13 protein-coding genes are annotated in these 18599 nt (G+C 38.2%); 11 read left to right on the top strand and 2 right to left on the bottom strand.

Annotated elements, in window-relative coordinates; all coding sequences use genetic code 11:
- Window positions 1-109: 109 nt before the first annotated feature.
- Window positions 110-1681 carry a type IV secretory system conjugative DNA transfer family protein gene (locus AACU25_RS18950; protein ID WP_096578226.1) on the bottom strand — a complete coding sequence of 524 codons (1572 nt, stop codon included), beginning with the start codon at window positions 1679-1681 and terminating at the stop codon, window positions 110-112.
- A gap of 268 nt (window positions 1682-1949) precedes the next feature.
- Window positions 1950-2231 carry a hypothetical protein gene (locus AACU25_RS18945; protein WP_096578224.1) on the bottom strand — a complete coding sequence of 94 codons (282 nt, stop codon included), beginning with the start codon at window positions 2229-2231 and terminating at the stop codon, window positions 1950-1952.
- Between the two features lie 1557 nt (window positions 2232-3788).
- Here AACU25_RS18945 and AACU25_RS18940 point away from each other — a divergent pair.
- The 11 genes from AACU25_RS18940 (at window position 3789) to AACU25_RS18885 (ending at window position 18367) form a co-directional block, all read left to right on the top strand.
- Window positions 3789-4826 (top strand): serine hydrolase, encoded by a 1038-nt coding sequence (locus AACU25_RS18940; protein ID WP_096578222.1) that lies wholly within the window; start codon window positions 3789-3791, stop codon window positions 4824-4826.
- Window positions 4827-5044: 218 nt separating this feature from the next.
- Window positions 5045-5197 carry a transposase gene (locus AACU25_RS36980; RefSeq protein WP_199347159.1) on the top strand — a complete coding sequence of 51 codons (153 nt, stop codon included), beginning with the start codon at window positions 5045-5047 and terminating at the stop codon, window positions 5195-5197.
- Window positions 5198-5821: 624 nt separating this feature from the next.
- Window positions 5822-6895 (top strand): aliphatic sulfonate ABC transporter substrate-binding protein, encoded by a 1074-nt coding sequence (locus tag AACU25_RS18930; RefSeq protein ID WP_321206574.1) that lies wholly within the window; start codon window positions 5822-5824, stop codon window positions 6893-6895.
- 77 nt (window positions 6896-6972) lie between these two features.
- Window positions 6973-7626 carry a cysteine dioxygenase family protein gene (locus tag AACU25_RS18925; protein ID WP_096578218.1) on the top strand — a complete coding sequence of 218 codons (654 nt, stop codon included), beginning with the start codon at window positions 6973-6975 and terminating at the stop codon, window positions 7624-7626.
- Window positions 7627-7643: 17 nt separating this feature from the next.
- Window positions 7644-8405: a class II aldolase/adducin family protein gene (locus AACU25_RS18920; protein WP_096578217.1), complete on the top strand. Its 762-nt coding sequence runs from the start codon at window positions 7644-7646 to the stop codon at window positions 8403-8405.
- 360 nt (window positions 8406-8765) lie between these two features.
- On the top strand, window positions 8766-8978 hold the full coding sequence (locus AACU25_RS18915; protein WP_096578215.1) for a hypothetical protein: 213 nt from the start codon (window positions 8766-8768) through the stop codon (window positions 8976-8978).
- A gap of 1024 nt (window positions 8979-10002) precedes the next feature.
- A complete protein-coding gene (locus AACU25_RS18905) occupies window positions 10003-10542 on the top strand; it encodes a CAP domain-containing protein (protein ID WP_321206575.1) in 540 nt (179 codons plus the stop codon).
- Between the two features lie 141 nt (window positions 10543-10683).
- The gene (locus tag AACU25_RS18900; protein WP_096578213.1) at window positions 10684-11583 is read left to right on the top strand and encodes a chitinase; all 900 of its coding nucleotides are present in this window, start codon (window positions 10684-10686) and stop codon (window positions 11581-11583) included.
- A 113-nt stretch (window positions 11584-11696) separates the two neighbouring features.
- Window positions 11697-13706 carry a caspase family protein gene (locus AACU25_RS18895; RefSeq protein ID WP_096578211.1) on the top strand — a complete coding sequence of 670 codons (2010 nt, stop codon included), beginning with the start codon at window positions 11697-11699 and terminating at the stop codon, window positions 13704-13706.
- Window positions 13707-14169: 463 nt separating this feature from the next.
- A complete protein-coding gene (locus AACU25_RS18890) occupies window positions 14170-15195 on the top strand; it encodes a beta/gamma crystallin domain-containing protein (protein WP_190445606.1) in 1026 nt (341 codons plus the stop codon).
- Window positions 15196-15298: 103 nt separating this feature from the next.
- Window positions 15299-18367 carry a CHAT domain-containing protein gene (locus AACU25_RS18885; protein WP_096578207.1) on the top strand — a complete coding sequence of 1023 codons (3069 nt, stop codon included), beginning with the start codon at window positions 15299-15301 and terminating at the stop codon, window positions 18365-18367.
- Window positions 18368-18599 lie beyond the last annotated feature (232 nt).

Here is an 18599-nt window from a genome sequence, read left to right as displayed (position 1 = left end):
CCCTTAACTTTCTTGATAATATGCAATTAGCATAATAAAAACCTCATTAATATCAATGAATTTTGAAAACGATAAAATAATTATTTAAGTAAAATTACGGTTTTTGAATTTAGCTTGAATAATCTGTCAAAAAAGGTTTAGTTGTTGGGCTAGCTGCTGTATTAATCCGAACAATAGCACTCAATCCACTTGGTAAAATGCTTAAGGGTCGGCTACTAACTTCTCTAATTCCCAAAACAGATATCCGTTCGTAACTCACATTTTTCTGATTAATAGGACTAGAACCAAACACTCCCTGAAAAGACATACTCATCACTTGTCTTTGATATTCACCTAACTGTTTACTCAACCAATCTGCTGTTTTGTGACTTACTCCCTGTAAAAATATTTGTGTTCGGCAATTGTTTAGTGCTGCCATCGTTTTTTCAGGAAACTGATCAATAGATTGGCACATAAGAAAAACACTCGCTTTCGCATTACGACCAATGGCAGTTAGCTCTTCATAATCAAGATTTTTCAAGCGAGGAGCTTCATCACATATGACATAAGTAGGAGTCCAGTTATGTTTAGGATTGTTCATCCGACGGTACATCACATTCATCACATAGCTAATCATCACCGCTGCCAAACAAGAGCCAAACTTACCATCTGCCAATGATTGACCAACAACTAGAGTATGTCTTACAGTACCGTTTAAAGCTGGCAGTAAAAAGATATTGCTAGAGCCATCACAAATTGCTTTGACGTTTGGGTCTTTGAAAGGACTTAATTTATTTTGTAAAAAGCTGATATCCAGTCCAAAGCGGTCGTCAGGAAGACTCATATAGGAAAACAGATCAGATCCCCACTGACTAGCAGCATTAGGTAGGTGACTGAACAATGTCTGGATTCCAGTCCGATCTGTAACTAAATCAGCTAAATCACTGGGGTTTAGTTGGATCAGCTTTTGTCTTCGTGCTTCCACAACGACACCAAGAATGGCTGTCAGCCACATGATGTCTCGCTTCCAAAAGGCAGCGTTATGATCTGTATCGTTATAGTTGCCATATATAGCTTCTGCGATCGCTCTAATTTCTCTCTCTTTACCGAATTTTTCTAACTCCTCTAAAAAGTTCCACACTGTTCGGTTTCGAGCTGCACTTAAATCCCAACACACTAATCTTGACCCTGCACTATGTGCTAAACCCGCTAGTCTATCTCCCAAAAAACCAGCAGCATCAACGCAAACTAAGTTGCCCTTCAACATTAAATTTTGTGCAGATTTCAACAACAGCTCTGTTTTACCAGAACCAGTTGCGCCAACAATCAGTACATGCTGATGTAAGAACTCATTAGGAAGCCAAATATCCGCAGAAATAGATGCCTTGCTATTGCGAAAACTTACATATCTACCTAGCCAAAAATCGCCATTTTTCAAGTTACCTGTGAAAAAATTACATACTTCTTGTTTACTAGCAGTTTGTGAGTAATCAAATAGTTCTTGATATTTCACAGATGGTTTCAGCAAATCTCCTGGGCCAAGAATTAAAACATTTTTACTATTGACAGAAGTACCTACAGCTTTGAATGCCTGATAAAATGTCCACCCAGTTAATTTGACAATCCACCCAAAAATTCGACCCAGAATTTGAAAGTAGATTTTGAAAATAAAAGCAAATATCGCGAAAATAAATCGCTCCATATTTGTTTCCAAATTTGAAATGATGATTTATTACTAGTTGAGATATAACTGTAGCGAAATAGTGCTTAAGGTATTTCAAAAAAGTATCAACCCAATGCATAATTTTATTTTCTGTAATCTTATAAATTGGTTGATTTTTAGTTTTTACCTATTGCTTCGTTCCCAGGTATTAATCCTAGCCATTTTCAATTGTATAAATACAGCTTTTCCATAAGGGCACAACATTGTTGTACCCTTACCGCTTATTGTTTCTCCCTAAGAGAAAAGCTTATCTAGGAGACGGATGAGAAGAAGCTGATGGTGGGTTTAGAGTTTGTCCCTGTGGAAATATATGAGGATATTTCTGTTTCAGTTCATTTAACTTTGCCTGCGACTTAATGAGTGCTATTTTCTTTTGGTATTCAGTCTGATTTGGCGTAGATGTTGTTTGCTGAGTTTGCCCATTTCCACTTGGTGAAGGACTAGTGGTTTCTGGTGCCTCGTAGATCTCTTGGATTCTCTGATCAATACTTAAACGCGAGTTAAATGTTTTTCTTCCTTCAGGGTTCATCAATTTATCCTCATTCTATTACGAGTGTTATAAGAAACTGCAAAACAGCAATCAGTCTGACCTTAAGTGGTAATGATTCAATAGATCTGCTGAAAAATAAATTATGTAAAGATATATAAACTCAGTGCTTTGGTTATACTCTGTATTAAGCTTAAAATCGCTATTTGAAGTTTATACTCGTATCTCATCAATTAATCTCCTACAATTAATTTCATTACTTGTTCTGATTTTGGCATTAATATTTTCACCAGTGCTAATTAGTGAAACTAACTCAAACCCAACTTAAAGCCAATGTCACTCTTCCCAAATACACAATGCTTCCTACAAGCTTGATACATCTGTGATTGCCAATGGGAAAACTACATATGTCTATAAGAAATATTGATTACATGAACTGCAGAGTGAGTACGTAAATTATTTTAGAAAACTTCTCCACAATATAGCCTATTTAAATGAAAATGGCTGTAAATTGGAAAATCAGCTATGATCGGCTCATTTGGTAATCATTATGTCTCTTTTTGCATCTATATAGTCTCTGCCATCATATGAACTTATGACTGTGCCACATGAGACCTTTGGGGGATAAATTGTAATATCTGCTTGTCCATAGTCACTCCTGTTACAACTACATTATTGAATCAGAGAAGCGTATAAATGCGATCGCTCTTGCTCTGAATATTTCTAGAGTTCTATCAACAGATTTATCATTTGTTCTGCAAATTTACATAATATTGCTTAACTCTTGCAAGTATTCATACTTGAGAACTAGGACTAAATATAGCGTAGCTGATACCAGGATAAAACTAAACCGTATAGTTTAAAAATGATCCTCACGCTTATAACATCAACTCTCTGCGGTATTGAGGCGAGATACCATTTTAAGCCTTTTTAATGTGTAGCCTGAGTTCCATCGCAAAACACTTGCAATAAAGTGGGGCAATATTTAGCTCTCTGCAAGCACGAATGGTACGCTTGTTAAGCTGAAGGGTAGGCAGCATATGGATTGCAGAGGGGTAGAGGGGAATTTCTATTTCTTTCGTTCATATGCCTAAAACTTCTTCTTTCTCCCCTGCACCCTTATTAAAAATATTTTGAGATAGAGGCTAATATTTAGGCTACAAACCTCTGCTCTAAAGGGTTTCAGACAGTTAAGGTGAATACCTTTCAGAATTTTATGTATAAAATGTAATCAAGATTGCACAGAAGCCAGCGAATTTCTGTGATTAGATGCAAAATTTCACTTTATGCCCGAACCCACACTCTGATTATTGCGTTTGGAAAATTTCATTAAGTTTGCAAACCTACTGCCCTTTTCCATACACTATATGTTTGGCAAAAGTAGGCGTACCACATTAAAAAATTAAATATTGATTTAAACCACATCTACTTTGAAACCGCTAGTTTTTTAGAATTGGGTTTTATTCCCAAATCCTGCACTGTTGCCTGTTAAGCATTCCCTTTTGAAAAACTTCAGTTCTCAACTTAGACGAGGTTTATATTTACTCTAAAAACTATTAATGCACTCATAACAAGCTTTAAATATTTGTGTAAAAATTTATGATGCCTCCAGAAATACCTAATTTTCCTCCTACATCTATAGTCTTGCCAGTTGTTAATCAAGCAGTGCTATTATCCAAGCCTACCTTTCAAACACAATCTAATAATTCTGACCTAACTTATAATGTCAGCAAACCTACAATTTTTAAAGAAAGTGAAAAATTACAATCAACCATTAATGAAATTATAAAAATTCTAACTTCTCAAAGATTACCAAAAAATAAGTTTTCTATTACTATTCTTGATGTAAATAAGCGTGAAATTGCAGGATATCAGCAGAAGCAACCACGATTTCCTGCTAGCGTAGCCAAAATGTTTTGGATGGTATACTCCTATTCTCAGATAAATAATGGTATTTGGTTAGAGTCGAAATTTGACAAACTCTTAATTTCGATGATTAAGCAATCTGATAACAATGCTGCCAGTGATATTATAGATTTAGTTACTCATACACAATCAACCCAAAATGTAGGAAATATATATTATGAAAATTGGCTAGAAAAGCGAAATATTATGAATAAATTTTTTCAGCAAGCAGGATATGAAAAAATCAATATTAGTCAAAAAACATTTCCTATAACGCATAAAAAAATGTACGAACCGCAAGGTTTTGATTTAAAAATGCGGGGTAATCCTAAATATTCAATTAAAAATACAATCACTACACAGCAAGCAGCTAGACTTTTGTATGAAATTTACACTGGGCAGGCTATATCTCCTGCTTATAGTAAAAAAATGGCTAACTTACTATCAATAGAGCCTACCACCAGAATTGAAAAAAAAGACCAGCAAGATTCCAACGACTTCAATCCTGTACACGGATATTTCAGCGAGTCTCTACCAATAGATGTTTATGTTGGTGCTAAAGGGGGTTGGACTTCTAGCTCTCGTCAAGAAGCTGCATACATAGCGACCAAAGATGGTAAAACTGCTTATATTCTCGTAGTCTTTGCTGAGGATCGCGCCTATGCTTTGGACGAAAAAATCTTTCCCAAAATAGCTCAATTAGTATTTCAACGTATGACAAATAGGCGCTAAACTAGCGAGAAAAGTTTTGTAATGTTGTAACTGTCAGTAGACTGAACAGTTCTGCAATCACTATAAAGTGGTGAGATCTATCTTAATTTTTTTCCTAAAAACCCTGTTATCAACATCAGTAAGTTTATATGCTATTATCATCGCTCTTCAGATGATGCCAGAAAATTACAGGTGATCACCATTTGTCTCTTCGGTTTGGTTGTGAATTAATCCCATAAGTGCTTGAAACACAAGCAGAGGGGTTTTTAGAATCACAGTTCACGCTTATGGGAATTGAGCTAGAAGTACCAGACCATTCCACGCTATCTCGTCGTTTGAGCAAGCTGTCTGCCTTTTACCAGCCAAAATTTTCCTATCTAAAAAGATGCTGAGAGGAAAATTTATATTTTTTCTCAGCATCTTAAAAGAGTATAAATTTTTCTGTTCAAGCACATTGAAGCAGGAATCAAAAAAAAATAGATATTAAAAAAATATGTAGTTTTTTTAATATTTGTAAAAAATACTTATTTCGCCAACCCTGATTCTGCAAAAAAGGTAGCGTCAATGGGTAGTTAATACAGGTGAAGTTTGTGCGTGAATATTGATTCACCGACAACGCTAGTTTGATTCACCTACTAGCCATAATACCTTATATCCAAGTGCCAATACTTTTTGGTTAAGGGGAAAAAGGAGAATGGTTCAAGGGAAAGAAACAACCTTTCACCCTTAACCTTTAACCTTTTTCCCAAAAGCTATTTTGAGTTCAAAACGCTATCCCTTGTAGTATTGACTCAAGTAATTCACAAAAACCTTTATATCTAAAGATTTCTGCTTATGGTAATGCCGTAAATCAAAAAAATCTTGGCTTGAACTTATATAGTCCATCAAAAAGATGGTATGCTTGATTTTAATCTACGATATACATATCGAGTTTAAGTAGATTTGGCTTCGCCTATCAAATTAAACAAATACGGCTGCTGCTTCAACTCTCAACAATTGAGATGAAGGAATAAATTGTGGTGAATGATTTACAAGAGCATAACTTTCGCTATCAACAAGCGTATTCTAACCGTGGTTTTTTACTTGCTGTTGCATATCTGAGTTTGATGGTTATTGGTTGCAGTCAAAAAACGGCTGTGAATCCACCAGCTAACTCCAATTCTGCTTCACAAGTTGTGAGTAACAATCAAAATTCCGAAAAAAATAATGTAGTTCGCTTGGGATACCAAAAAGGCGGGATTATTCCCATTTCCCGTCAGCGCGGCGACCTAGAAAAGCAGCTAACAGCGCAAAAGATTAAAGTTGAATGGACTGGCCCTTTTGACCGATGTGCCACACTGTTAGCAGCCCTTAATGGTAATCGTGCAGACATAGGTGGTTGCGGTGATATTCCTACCATCTCAGGAATTGCTTCTGGACAACCACTCTGTATTGGTTCTGTACAGCGTCCTAAAGCTGATTCTTTAGGTAGTGCTATCTTAGTGCGTGGTGATTCTCATATCCGTAAACCTGCTGATTTAATTGGTAAAAAAGTAGCAGTAAACCAAGGGGGTGCAGGTGAATACCTGTTATTAAAAGTTTTAGAAAAAGAAAATATACCCAAAGATAAAGTCCAGCGAGTTTACTTATCGCCAAATGATGCTGCACCAGCGTTATACCAAGGTTCGGTTGATGGTTGGGCTGTTTGGGAACCTTACATTTCCATTGCTGAATTAGAACATAAAGCGCGACGAATCACGACTACGCATCCTGCACCAACCTACGGCGTTATGGTTGTGCGCGGTGATGCGGCGAAGGATCATCCTGTGGCAATTAAATCTGCACTGACAGCTTTGAGCCAAGATGGTGAATGGCTGAATCAGCATACCGATGCAGCCGCAGATTTTATGGTGAAGGAACTGAAAGTTTCAGAAGCTGTAGCCAAGCAAGCTACTAAGAATCGTGGCCCTGAATCTTACGTTTTTCCTGATGCTAATGATATTGCCAAGCTTCAGAAAACAGCTGATTGGTTATTAGAGCAAAAAATTCTGCCCAAACGAGTAGATATTGCCGCTTCGGTATGTCCTTTGGGAACTACTGCGACGAGGTAGGGAATGGGAGGAGGACAAGGAAGCAGAGGAAGCAGAAGAGAAATAATCAATGCCCAAAGTTAAATTACAGGAATTTTATGACTCATACAACTATTCTCGAATCCTTAGCAACAGACGAATGGTTTATTGATAGTCCTGACTTACGTGAGTTTGTAGCGATCGCAAAACAAATTCTCTCTAACACAGCAGGCGATCGCCAAGAAACTCTCAATACCCTAGAACCCCATTTTGCAACACTTCTAAAAAAACAAGATTGGTTACCAGAACAATTCGCCCAACCTAATCACCATAGCGGTTTAGGCGGTGGCATTGGACAATGGTTGCTATATCGTTCTCAGGAGCGTTCGCTGACCATCTTTAGTTTAGTAATTCCGCCTAATTCCATTACACCTGTTCACGACCATTTGTCTTGGGGGTTAGTGGGTTTGTATAAAGGCAGACAAGAAGAAACTGTTTACCGTCGCCTCGATAACGGTGATGTTGAAGGACGGGCACAGTTACAAAACCTCGGTACTTATAAAGTAAAACCTGGTGATATTTACCGTCTGTTACCCCCAGATGGAGATATTCATTCAGTCAAAGCGACAACAGTATTTACTCCCTCTATCTCGATTCATGTGATGGGAAATGATACTGGTAACATTTTGCGGCACCACTATTACCCAGAAGCAGAAAGCGTTAAGTCTTTTCGTTCTGGATATTCCAATGCACCTTACAAAGAAAACTTATAAACTATCAGGGTAAAACTATGCCGAGATTTGATAGACCCCAACCACCAGTTTTTGCAAAAGTTGAAGATGAACGCCTTTACCGCAAGCAACGCCTAGCGGCAGCATTTCGCCTATTTGGTCGTTTTGGTTTCAGTGAAGGAATCGCAGGCCATATTACCGCCCGCGACCCAGAATTTACTGACCATTTTTGGGTAAATCCCCTCGGAACATACTTCGGCCATATCCGTGTTTCTGACTTAATTTTGGTTGATAGAGAAGGCGAAGTTGTGAAAGGTGATGCAGCTGTCAATCGCGCCGCCTTTGCTATTCATTCTCAAGTACATGAAGCTCGACCTGATGTCATTGCAGCCGCACACGCTCATTCTCTGCATGGGAAATCTTGGTCAAGTTTAGGTCGTCTACTTGACCCTTTAACTCAAGATGCTTGTGCTTTTTATCAAGACCACACCATTTTTGATGATTATAAGGGTGTAGTTCTTGATACTTCAGAGGGTAAAAGAATTGCCAAAGCATTAGGCGATAAAAAAGCTGTCATTCTTCGCAATCATGGCTTTTTGACAGTAGGAAGAACAGTAGATGAAGCTGCTTGGTGGTATATCACATTTGAGCGATCGGCTCAAGCACAACTTTTAGCTGAAGCAGCAGGTAAACCAATTTCTATTGAACATGAAATTGCTACTTTAACCCATAGTCAAGTTGGAACTCATGCAGGTGGCTGGTTTAGTTTCCAACCACTCTATGACAGAATTGTTCGCGAAGAACCAGATTTATTGGACTAATGGGATAGGGTATTGTAAACAATTTTGGATTTTGGATTTAAATCCACGCATCGCAAATCGTTCGACTGAGCGCTCACGACGAAATCTAAAATCTCAATTTTCTTGTCTGTAGATTTTTTCTGCTGCTTGTAAAAAATCACAAAAATGCTGGAAGTTTCATATCAAACAGTAATGTAAAACTTATGCAACTACGATCAATTTTGATGAAAGCATTGTTAACAAAGATGCCCAGGCAGAATGAGAGCGATCGCAAAAATTACTATCTATGTCTCAAAAGACGAGAGCATCTTAGCAAAAAGTTGCTGATACATTGACATAACCGGCTGCAATCATAACTTATCCATAACCCAGGTAAACATTATGTTTCATGGCATAGAAAAGGAATTATCAAATGGTGAACCTTGGTCATTTGCTCAATATTCCCAGTTACCACCTGATATTCAGTTATTAGTAGAACAAGAACATATACAAAGAGATATCTGGGAATTACCTGACCCACAATCTAAATGCCATAGGATAAGTAAATTACAATTTAAAAAACATATTTCAGCCTTAAAACTACGTCTATTTTGAAAGCTTTATTTAGCAATCATAAATTTTTGTAGACTGCTTTAGCTACTTTTTGAGCGGTATTCGTTTTTTACTCCTACTTTCACTCGTTTTTCCGTTTTTAACCATTAATATTTCGTGCAGCCATATAGTTCAATTGCCACCCAACTATCTGCTCCACAGAGCACTGCACACAAAGCAATAACGGTAGAGACTGCTTGGCGCTGGGAATGGGAAAGAGTTCTGAAATATGCAGAGAGATGGGCCGAAGTACCTGGCGATCATCATGCTGTCAGCGCAAATAACAGTGGAACTGAACCCGCACGCCTGCTGGCTGTCTTTGTCGTTGATACCGATGAAACGAACCTGGTCAGGAACGACAAATAGTAGAACGCAAAATTACACATCTTAGGGTCTGAGTAAGCAGGGAGTTATTCGCCTAATGCTATACTTTCATAATTACCTGCAAATAATAAAAATTTTCGAGTTTTAATCCTAGCCATCTATATGTAAATTGCAACGCAAAAATTCATATCCCTGACTTATTGGATAAGTTGGGGATATTGTTGTTTTCGCACAGTAGAATACCTCAAATTATCTGCAACGCCAGAACAAGAAATCAGCTAATTTTGTTGCATTATACAGTTTTATGCGATTGCCTAATTGCATAAAACTGCATTCTCTAAGTATGAATACTGCACACAAATATGCAGAAAATGTCGATGTATGACTAGTTAATAAAGAATACTATTGGTATTAAGAAAGAGCAAAGAGATTCGCAAAGAACATTTCCTAAAAAACTCTATAGTTTGGATTTGCTTTGCCAAATATCCTACAAAATCCAGAAGAATTATGAACAATTATCAAACCCAGACATAATAAGGCTTTTCAGACCATCTAGCAGGAAAATACTCGGATATAGGCTCAATACCAACTATATCTATACAGACAGTGATGGTAATTTTCAAGACAAGTTTTATCAGTTTTTACCAAACGCTTGTCATCAAAAAACATCTAGACACAACTCAATTGATTAAAGGGAAAAATCATGACTATAACACCTGATTCTAATTTAGAACAAACAACATCTGAGGTTGTGATTGACGAACCCGTAACTATTGAACTAAAAAATCCCGCTCAAGCAGAGATGCCTCTATCTTGTAATATTGAAGACCCATCGCCAATAGACTTGGACAGCAGGTCTACATCTGTAATTCAGGAAGTTGTCAATATCGTTAATCATGAAAGAGGCAGAGCTGGATTATCACCTCTGAGAATGCACTCACAACTCAATGCCTCAGCGCAAGCACATTCCAACGATATGGCAAGAAATGACTTTATGAGCCACAGTGGCTCTGATGGTTCATCAATGGGCGATCGCATAAAGCGATATGGTTATAATTATCGCACGGCTGGAGAGAATGTAGCAGCAGGTCAACGTTCACCTCAAGATGTAATGCGCTCTTGGATGAATAGCTCCGGTCATCGTCAAAACATTCTTAATCCTAACTTCCGTGACATTGGCGTGGGATATGCTCAAGGAGGAGGTAGATTTGGGACTTATTGGACGCAAAACTTTGGCGCTTAGTAGTATTTAGCCACGTTAATGGTTCAGGGGTTGGTACCCTAGCTCGCTCGGTATGAAAATATCGAGCGGTGGAGTACCTTCGTTCTATAGAACTAAAAAATGAATCAAGTTAGGTTTGTCTATCATTTTTGGAAGTGATTTATGACTTGTACTTGTGGAAATTCATACATTATTAAGTCAGGAGATACTCTCGCTGCCATAGCCGAGCGAGAGTTAGGTGACAGCAGTCGTTGGAGAGAAATCACCAAACCAAATTGTACTCCTTTCACAGAAGAAGAAGCTAGAAGATTACAGCCTGGCAATGAAGTTTGTCTTCCTAATGGCTCAACTCCGAAACCTCCAGGGGGCGGTAGTTTTGCGGATATTGTATCTCGTCAAACCTATGAAACTATGTTTCCCAATCGTAACAGTCTTTACTCCTACGACAGTTTAGTAAGTGCAACAGGGAAATATCCAAACTTCTGCAATCAAGGAACCGACATACAACGTAAACGTGAAGCAGCAGCCTTTCTAGCTAATATCGCCCATGAAACTAGCGGTCTTATATATATTGAAGAATTAGCCTGTATAAATGGGGGCTGTGAAGCTACTTACTGCGATCGCAACAACACTACTTATCCCTGTGTTTCCGGTCGCAGTTATCACGGTCGCGGTCCGATGCAGTTGTCATGGAATTACAATTACGGTGCAGCGGGTCAAGCGTTGGGAGTGGATTTACTTTCTAACCCCGATTTAGTCAAGTCTGATGGTGCTATCTCCTTCCAAACCGCTTTGTGGTTTTGGATGACTCCTCAACCACCAAAACCTTCTTGTCACGCGGTCATGAGCGGTGATTGGACACCCTCTGCCGATGATGGAAACAAAGGGCTTACACCTGGTTTTGGCATGACTATCAATATTATCAATGGTGGTCTGGAATGCGGTATACCTACTAATGAAAAGGTTGAGAGCAGGGTAAGCTTTTACAGGCAGTTTAGCCAAATGCTGGGGGTAAATGCAGATGATAACGTCTACTGCAATGGTATGAGACCCTACGCTTAGGAGAGACTTTACCTCAATGCAGAGAAACAGTCTAAGCATTAGGAAAGCTCTATAAACAACTGTATCAGTTAATTTCCCTTGCAACTATACTAAAATTATCAGGAAGAATAGCTATGGCTAAGAATATTTACGCCTTATTAGTTGGCATTGATAACTATCATCCAGAATCAAAGCCTTCAATAAAATCACTAACAGGCTGTATTAATGATATCAAAGCAATCGAGGCATATTTACGAGATAGAATTGATAAAGATAGTGAATGGACACTTGTTGAATCTACAGATATTCCGTGGATTCTTATTGATGAACAAGCGACTCGTCAAGCAATCCTTAATGGTTTTCAACAACACCTATGCAAAGCAGATAGTGATGATGTTGTGCTATTTTACTATGCAGGTCATGGTTCTCAAGAGAAAGTACCAGAAGTTTTTTCTCATTTAGAACTAGACCAATATAATGAAACTTTGATTTGCTACGATAGTCGCACGGCAGATGGTTGGGACATTGCAGATAAGGAATTAGCTTACTTGATCTCTCAAGTGTCAAAAAATAACCCACATACTGTTGTTATTTTAGACTGTTGTCACTCTGGGACTGGCACAAGAGATGTAGAAACAGTCCGTCAAGCTCCCTCTGATGAGCGCCAACGTCCTTGGAATAGTTTCATTTTTGCATTGGACTCAGTTGCATTTGATAAGCAGGACAACAATATTAAATTCCCAGAGTTCAAGGGGAAACATATTGCTATTGCCGCTTGTCGTTCAAATGAAAAAGCGCAGGAGTATACTGGAGAAGATGGTCAAAGACGAGGTGCCTTTTCTTATTTCCTTACAGAGACTTTGAAAAAAACAAATGGTGCCATATCTTATCGAGATTTAGTTAGAAATGTAAGTGCTTTAGTAGTTAGTCAACTTAAAGAACAGTCACCACAAGTTGAAGCAAATAACACAGAAGAACTAAATCAATCTTTTTTAGGTGGCGCAATTGGTACACGTCCTCAATATTTTACCTTGAGCCATAATACAAAACATAATAGTTGGGTAATTGATAGCGGTGCTTTGCATGGTGTACCAGAATCATCTAAAGGTGGAAATACCTTGCTAGCTGTTTTTCCAGTTGGTAGCAGTACAGAAGAACTACACCAATTAAATAATGCTGTGGCTGAAGCGAAAGTAACCCAAGTACTACCACAAATTAGTAAAGTAGAGATTACTCGTGATAGCGGCTTATCTCAAACTCAAGCTTACTGGGCAGTGATTACCAGCGTACCACTGGCACCTTTAAAAGTTTATATTCAAGGCAATACAGGAGAAGAAACAGGTGTAAAATTGGCAAAAGAAGCCCTATCAAAAGCAAGTCCTAATCGAAATTCTTCGTTGTATGTGGATGCTGTAGACTCTCCAGATGATGCATATTGCACCTTGTTAGCACGCGATGGTCAATACTGGATAATTAAAGATAACCGTTCTTTAGTTGCTCCCATTCCACAACAAGAGGGAGCGCACTTGGCAATTCAACGTTTAGAACATATCGCACGGTGGAATAATATTCTTACACTTGAAAGCCCAGCGACAAGTTTTATTAAACCTGAACAAGTGGAGATGTCGATTCAAATTATCTCTGGGCAAGAGGTATCTTCCTCTAAAGGAGATTTAGAAAAACGGGTGTATTACACTAATCAAAAAGGTGAGTGGGAACCACCACGAATAAAAGTCACTTTGACTAATAATAGTTCAAGAAGGCTTTATTGCAACTTACTGGAACTCTCAGAAAGCTACGGAGTTTATCTACCTTTCTTTGAAGAAAGAAGTAGTATCGTTCTTGAAGCGTATCAAAGTATCGAAGGTGACAACAGCTTTTATATTCCAGATGCTTTTTTAGAACAAGGAGTAACTGAGTACAAAGAGATATTTAAGCTAATCGTTAGCACCACAGAGTTTGATGCTGGATTGTTAGAACAAGATGGGCTCAACCCACCACGACAGAGTCGTTCGCTGACGCAAAAAGATAGTACGCTCAATCTTTTACTGAATAGAGTTCAGACCCGTGAACCTGGTACCAGTACCAAAAAACTAGATGATTGGATGACAAAGAAAATTGCAGTAACAATTGTACGTCTGTAAGATGCTGTTGAAATTCAACCTCATCAAAGTACTAATTTACTAAATTCCGTAGTTCAACTGTAACCACACCCAAGTTTACAAGCGAAAGTGAGCTTAACAACCTGGCCTCAAGTTAGTAGGCATATAGGAGAAAAACCACTACTTCCAGCTATTTTGCTACAAGACTCTAATCTGATCCAACCTTTCCAATTAATTTACTACTACGCGCGGAAGCGACCCAGGTTTGAGGGTTTTGGAACTGTTTGATATAGGAAATAGTACCGTTGATACAAAAGAAGCTCCTCAGATGTTGCTTGCGGCCACCTGACTTACTTGACTAATTCAGCAGGTTTAGAAGCATTAGTTAAGACACTTACCTAAGCTGTAAAGCTGTAAGGTTGCCAGTGGCGACCCTACGGAAATGCATGGTAAAAGCGTTAACCCAATTCAATGTAAAAACAGGAATGAAATTATGAGTGGTAACATGTCAGAAAAAATCAAATCTGAAAATATAAACTTTGAGAATATCAAAGCTTGTATAGATATACCAGCCGATATGTCTGAAGAAGCACAGAGAATTGCATTTGAAGAAAATCCAAAAAATGCAGAAACAACTGATGGTTCACCAGATAGAATGGCGCTGATAACAGGTAAAAAATGGCAACCTGGTCGGACTTTGCGCGTTCGTTTCTTAGATGGTGACCCTATGGTTCAAATGAAAATTCAAGCAATAGCAATACAGTGGACTCAATACGCCAACCTTAAATTAGTGTTTGGAAATGACCCTGATGCAGAAATTCGTATTTCATGTCAACCTGGAGGTTCTTGGTCTTATCTAGGTACTGATGCTTTAACTCGTGCCAAAAATGAGCCAACAATGAACTATGGATGGTTAAAACCAGATTCGTCTGACCAAGATTATATGGGAGTTGTGCTTCATGAATTTGGTCATGCTCTGGGTTGTATTCACGAGCATCAGCATCCCCAAGCTGGAATTCCTTGGAATCGTGATGCTGTTTACAGCTATTATATGGGGCCACCAAATAATTGGAATAAAGAAAAAATTGACAGCAATATTTTTCAAAAATATGGTACTGACATTACACAATTTTCTCAGTACGATAGACAGTCAATTATGCACTATTCAGTTTCTAAAGAATTAACACTTGGAGGTTTTGAAATTGGCTGGAATAACCAACTTTCTGAAATGGATAAAGCATTCATTCGTGAAATGTATCCTGGTTTAGTAGCATCCAAGAAAGTTACTTTATATGTAGACCGTGATTATCAAGGAGTAAGCTGCGAATTAGAGCCAGCAAGATATGATGTTGGTCAAAATCTTGATTGGAATGACCGCTTTAGTTCCTTGAGAATACCATCAGGACTTCGAGTTATTCTTTACGAACATAGCGGGTTTCAAGGACGAACCAAGGAGCTTACAAGTGATACTCCTTATATAGGTGATGACTTTAACGATATTACTTCCTCGTTTGAAATCCAAGCTATTTAAGGAATTCTCAAAAGATATCCTAAATTATCTTGTTGATTAGTCTTGTGGGGTGGGCAGAAAAGCCTGCCCACTTTATCCTTTAAAAGCGTCCATCTATATATCTATGAATATAAATAGTAACCAAGCTTATATAAATTTGATTGAAGTACTGCTGAACTGCCCCAGTGGTGAAGAATTAACAATCTTGGAAAGCAATCAAAACCTAATAAATGCTGAGTTGGTACAAATAATGCTAGATTATGCTGTAAATCTGGCAGTAAAAAACAGTATAAACACTTCCGAACGCTTAATCAGTACTGTTATTAATTTGTTAATTACTCTTAAAAATGCTGGCTCTGAAAGTCAGGAGTTTTTCAAGGCAATTGATTACTACGAGCGGTTTTTGGTTATTTGCCAGGAAAGAAACTATCAGCAGATGCAAATAATGCTTATGTATTATATAAGTTTCTTTTACCGTAACATCCAAGATTATGTAAAAGCAATAGAGTCAAGCAAGCAGCTTTTAGCCATCGTGCGAAACCATAAGCAGGATTTTTTGGAGGCTGAAACTCTGTTCCATCTGGGAATTGATTATCAAAGTTTGTCCAATTTAGACGAAGCAAGAAATTATTATAAGCAAAGTTTGGCAATTGCTGAACAGATAAATGACTTTGCTGCTAAGAAATTACAAATAGATATCCTCAATACTTTAGGAGCTTCTTACAATCCACCCTACGCTTGGGATTTAGGTAAAGCTATAGAAATTTGCACTTCTTCTATGGGAATTGCTAAGGAAATAGGCTATCGTTACGGCGAAGCTGTTGCTCTAACCTGTATAGGAAAAGCTCATTATTGGGCACCTGGAGAGTACAGGAATTTTCCGGCAGCAATTAGATGTTATGAGCAGGCTAAATCTATCTTCCAAGAAATAGGAAACCTTCAAGGAGAACTAGATGCTTTGCAGGATTTGCAAGATTCTTATAATTACACGAGCCAATATGCTCAGGCGATAGAGTGTAACAATAAGCTTTTATCCATCGGGCGAGATTTGAAAAACTCTCTTATAGAGGCTAGCGCTTTATTTAATTTAGGAAGGAGTTATGATGCTTTAGGTTATTTACAGAAGGATATAGCGAGAAATTACTATGAGCAGAGTTTGGCTATCGCCAATAAAATAAATCATCCAAATGCCTATTGGTTGCAGATACATGCCCTACAAGGTTTAGGAGGATATTACATAATAAATGGCGAATTAACTGCTGCGTCAGAAAATTACCAAAAAAGCTTGAAGATTGCCGAGAATATACGCGAAGAGCAGGGACAAGCTAATGCTTTACAAGCTTTAGCTAATATTGACTATTACCAAGGAAATTTAAAACAAGCGTGGGATTATAACGAACGAAGCTTGATGCTAAAAGAGAAACTACAAGACCAAATTGGTAAAGGGGCTTCTATTGGTTTTCGAGGAAGCATTTGTCTTTTAACAGGGGAATATACTAAAGCATTAGAGTCCTTTGAGCAGAGTTTGCAAATTATGGAGGAACTCAAAAATGTTGCTGGCAAAGCAAGCATTCTAACTGATATGGGAGTTGCTTATTTAGGCTTAAATCAAATTGAAGAAGCAGAAAATAGACTACGCGCGGGGATTAAGCTTTGGGAATCTGTACGAGGAAGCTTAGGAGAGCATGATGATTTTAAAGTATCAATATTTGAACAGCAAGCTAACACTTATGACTTATTGCAAGCTGTTCTTATTGATCAAAAAAAGCCCTTACTAGCATTGGAAATTGCTGAAAGCAGTCGAGCTAGAGCATTTGTAGATTTATTGAGCAAGAAGTTAAACGGGCAATTAGATAAAACAACTATCACTTCTCCCACAATTAAGGAAATTCGACAAATAGCACAGCAGCATAATGCCACACTTGTTGAATACTCAGTCAATAAATCGGAACTTTACATTTGGGTTATTAAACCCAATGGCGAAATTGTTTTTAAGCAAATGAACCTTAAATCGCTCAACATCTCATTAGGGACTTCCAAAAATATAATTCTCCCAGAATGTGGAATGGAGAGGAGTTGCCGAGAAGATGTTCTTTCCGGCAAACTCCAGAGCATCCTTGCCCGTTCCGAAGGTGAGCTGGGGACTTCACCCCATAAGAAAATTTTGGATATTTTTTTATTTGAAAGTCCCTTACAAGAGTTAGTTAGTATTAGCCGTAACGCCATTGGTGTTAGAAGTCGCGAAAGTATTCCAATTGCCCGCGCACCAAATAAAGACGAAAAGCAATACCTCCAGAAATTGTACAACTTGCTCATTAAACCCATTGCTGACCAGCTTCCCTCCGACCCTAACGCCCACATTATCTTCATTCCACATAAAGAACTGTTCTTGGTTCCCTTTGCTGCACTGAAGAATGAGCAGGGCAAATACCTAATTGAAGAACATACTGTTCTGACGGCACCATCAATTCAAGTACTGGATTTAACTCGTAAAAAACTAGAACAAAGGTTGAGTCAGAACTCAATAGCTTCTCAAATACTTATTGTCGGCAATCCTACCATGCCCAGCGTTTCTTTAAACATCGGAGTACCAGCTACAAAATTATCTCCTTTACCAGGCGCTGAAAAAGAAGCATTGGAAATTGCCACACTGTTTAACACTAAAGCATTTATTGGTGCTGAAGCTACAGAGACAGCCATAAAATCGAAACTACTCCATGCAGATATTATTCATTTTGCTACCCACGGACTGCTTGATTACGGACAAATCCCAGGTCAACGGCAAGACTTACCAGGAGCTTTAGCCTTAGCACCAGAGGTAGGTAAAGAGGATGGACTGCTGACGAGTAGTGAGATTTTTGACTTACAACTAAATGCTTCTCTAATTGTTCTCAGTGCTTGCGATACGGGTAAAGGAGAAATTACTAGCGATGGCATTCTCGGCTTATCCCGTTCCTTTATTAGTGCCGGAACCCCCAGTATTATTGTTTCCCTATGGGCAGTTGACGATGATTGCACCGCTGATTTAATGAAAGAATTTTATTGTCAACTTAAGCTAAATTTTAACAAAGCTCAAGCCTTACGCCAAGCAATGCTTAAAACGATGGAACGCCATCCCCATCCCAAATATTGGGCTGCATTTACCTTGATTGGACAAACAGAAGGTACTGTTCTTAATGGGGAGAAAACGTAATAATTATCCTGATGCTGCATAGCATACAAAAACTAAATGTTATCTAAATCTAGGCACCTATCATTAAAATTTGCTGTAGAACATTGTAAAAACAGGTGTTGCTGATTCTGGGGATGATTTTGCTTCGCATTTAAAGCTGATCTAGTAGCAATAAATTATAAATACTACTAACCTATAATCAGATGCAATTGCCTTAGAGAATTTTATAACCAATACAGACATCACGCTTTAA

It is taken from the genome of Tolypothrix tenuis PCC 7101 (assembly GCF_963874875.1).
GTDB classification, from domain to species: Bacteria; Cyanobacteriota; Cyanobacteriia; order Cyanobacteriales; family Nostocaceae; genus Aulosira; species Aulosira tenue.
This window is presented reverse-complemented; position numbering and strand designations above follow the sequence as displayed.

Excerpts from the sequence above, each read along its gene's own strand:
- AACU25_RS18915 (WP_096578215.1), top strand. The coding sequence starts at position 8,766 with ATGTTTCATGGCATAGAAAAGGAATTATCAAATGGTGAACCTTGGTCA.
- AACU25_RS18920 (WP_096578217.1), top strand. The coding sequence starts at position 7,644 with ATGCCGAGATTTGATAGACCCCAACCACCAGTTTTTGCAAAAGTTGAA.
- AACU25_RS18925 (WP_096578218.1), top strand. The coding sequence starts at position 6,973 with ATGACTCATACAACTATTCTCGAATCCTTAGCAACAGACGAATGGTTT.
- AACU25_RS18905 (WP_321206575.1), top strand. The coding sequence starts at position 10,003 with ATGACTATAACACCTGATTCTAATTTAGAACAAACAACATCTGAGGTT.
- AACU25_RS18950 (WP_096578226.1), bottom strand. The coding sequence starts at position 1,681 with ATGGAGCGATTTATTTTCGCGATATTTGCTTTTATTTTCAAAATCTAC.
- AACU25_RS18900 (WP_096578213.1), top strand. The coding sequence starts at position 10,684 with ATGACTTGTACTTGTGGAAATTCATACATTATTAAGTCAGGAGATACT.
- AACU25_RS18940 (WP_096578222.1), top strand. The coding sequence starts at position 3,789 with ATGATGCCTCCAGAAATACCTAATTTTCCTCCTACATCTATAGTCTTG.
- AACU25_RS18895 (WP_096578211.1), top strand. The coding sequence starts at position 11,697 with ATGGCTAAGAATATTTACGCCTTATTAGTTGGCATTGATAACTATCAT.
- AACU25_RS18890 (WP_190445606.1), top strand. The coding sequence starts at position 14,170 with ATGTCAGAAAAAATCAAATCTGAAAATATAAACTTTGAGAATATCAAA.
- AACU25_RS18885 (WP_096578207.1), top strand. The coding sequence starts at position 15,299 with ATGAATATAAATAGTAACCAAGCTTATATAAATTTGATTGAAGTACTG.
- AACU25_RS18945 (WP_096578224.1), bottom strand. The coding sequence starts at position 2,231 with ATGAACCCTGAAGGAAGAAAAACATTTAACTCGCGTTTAAGTATTGAT.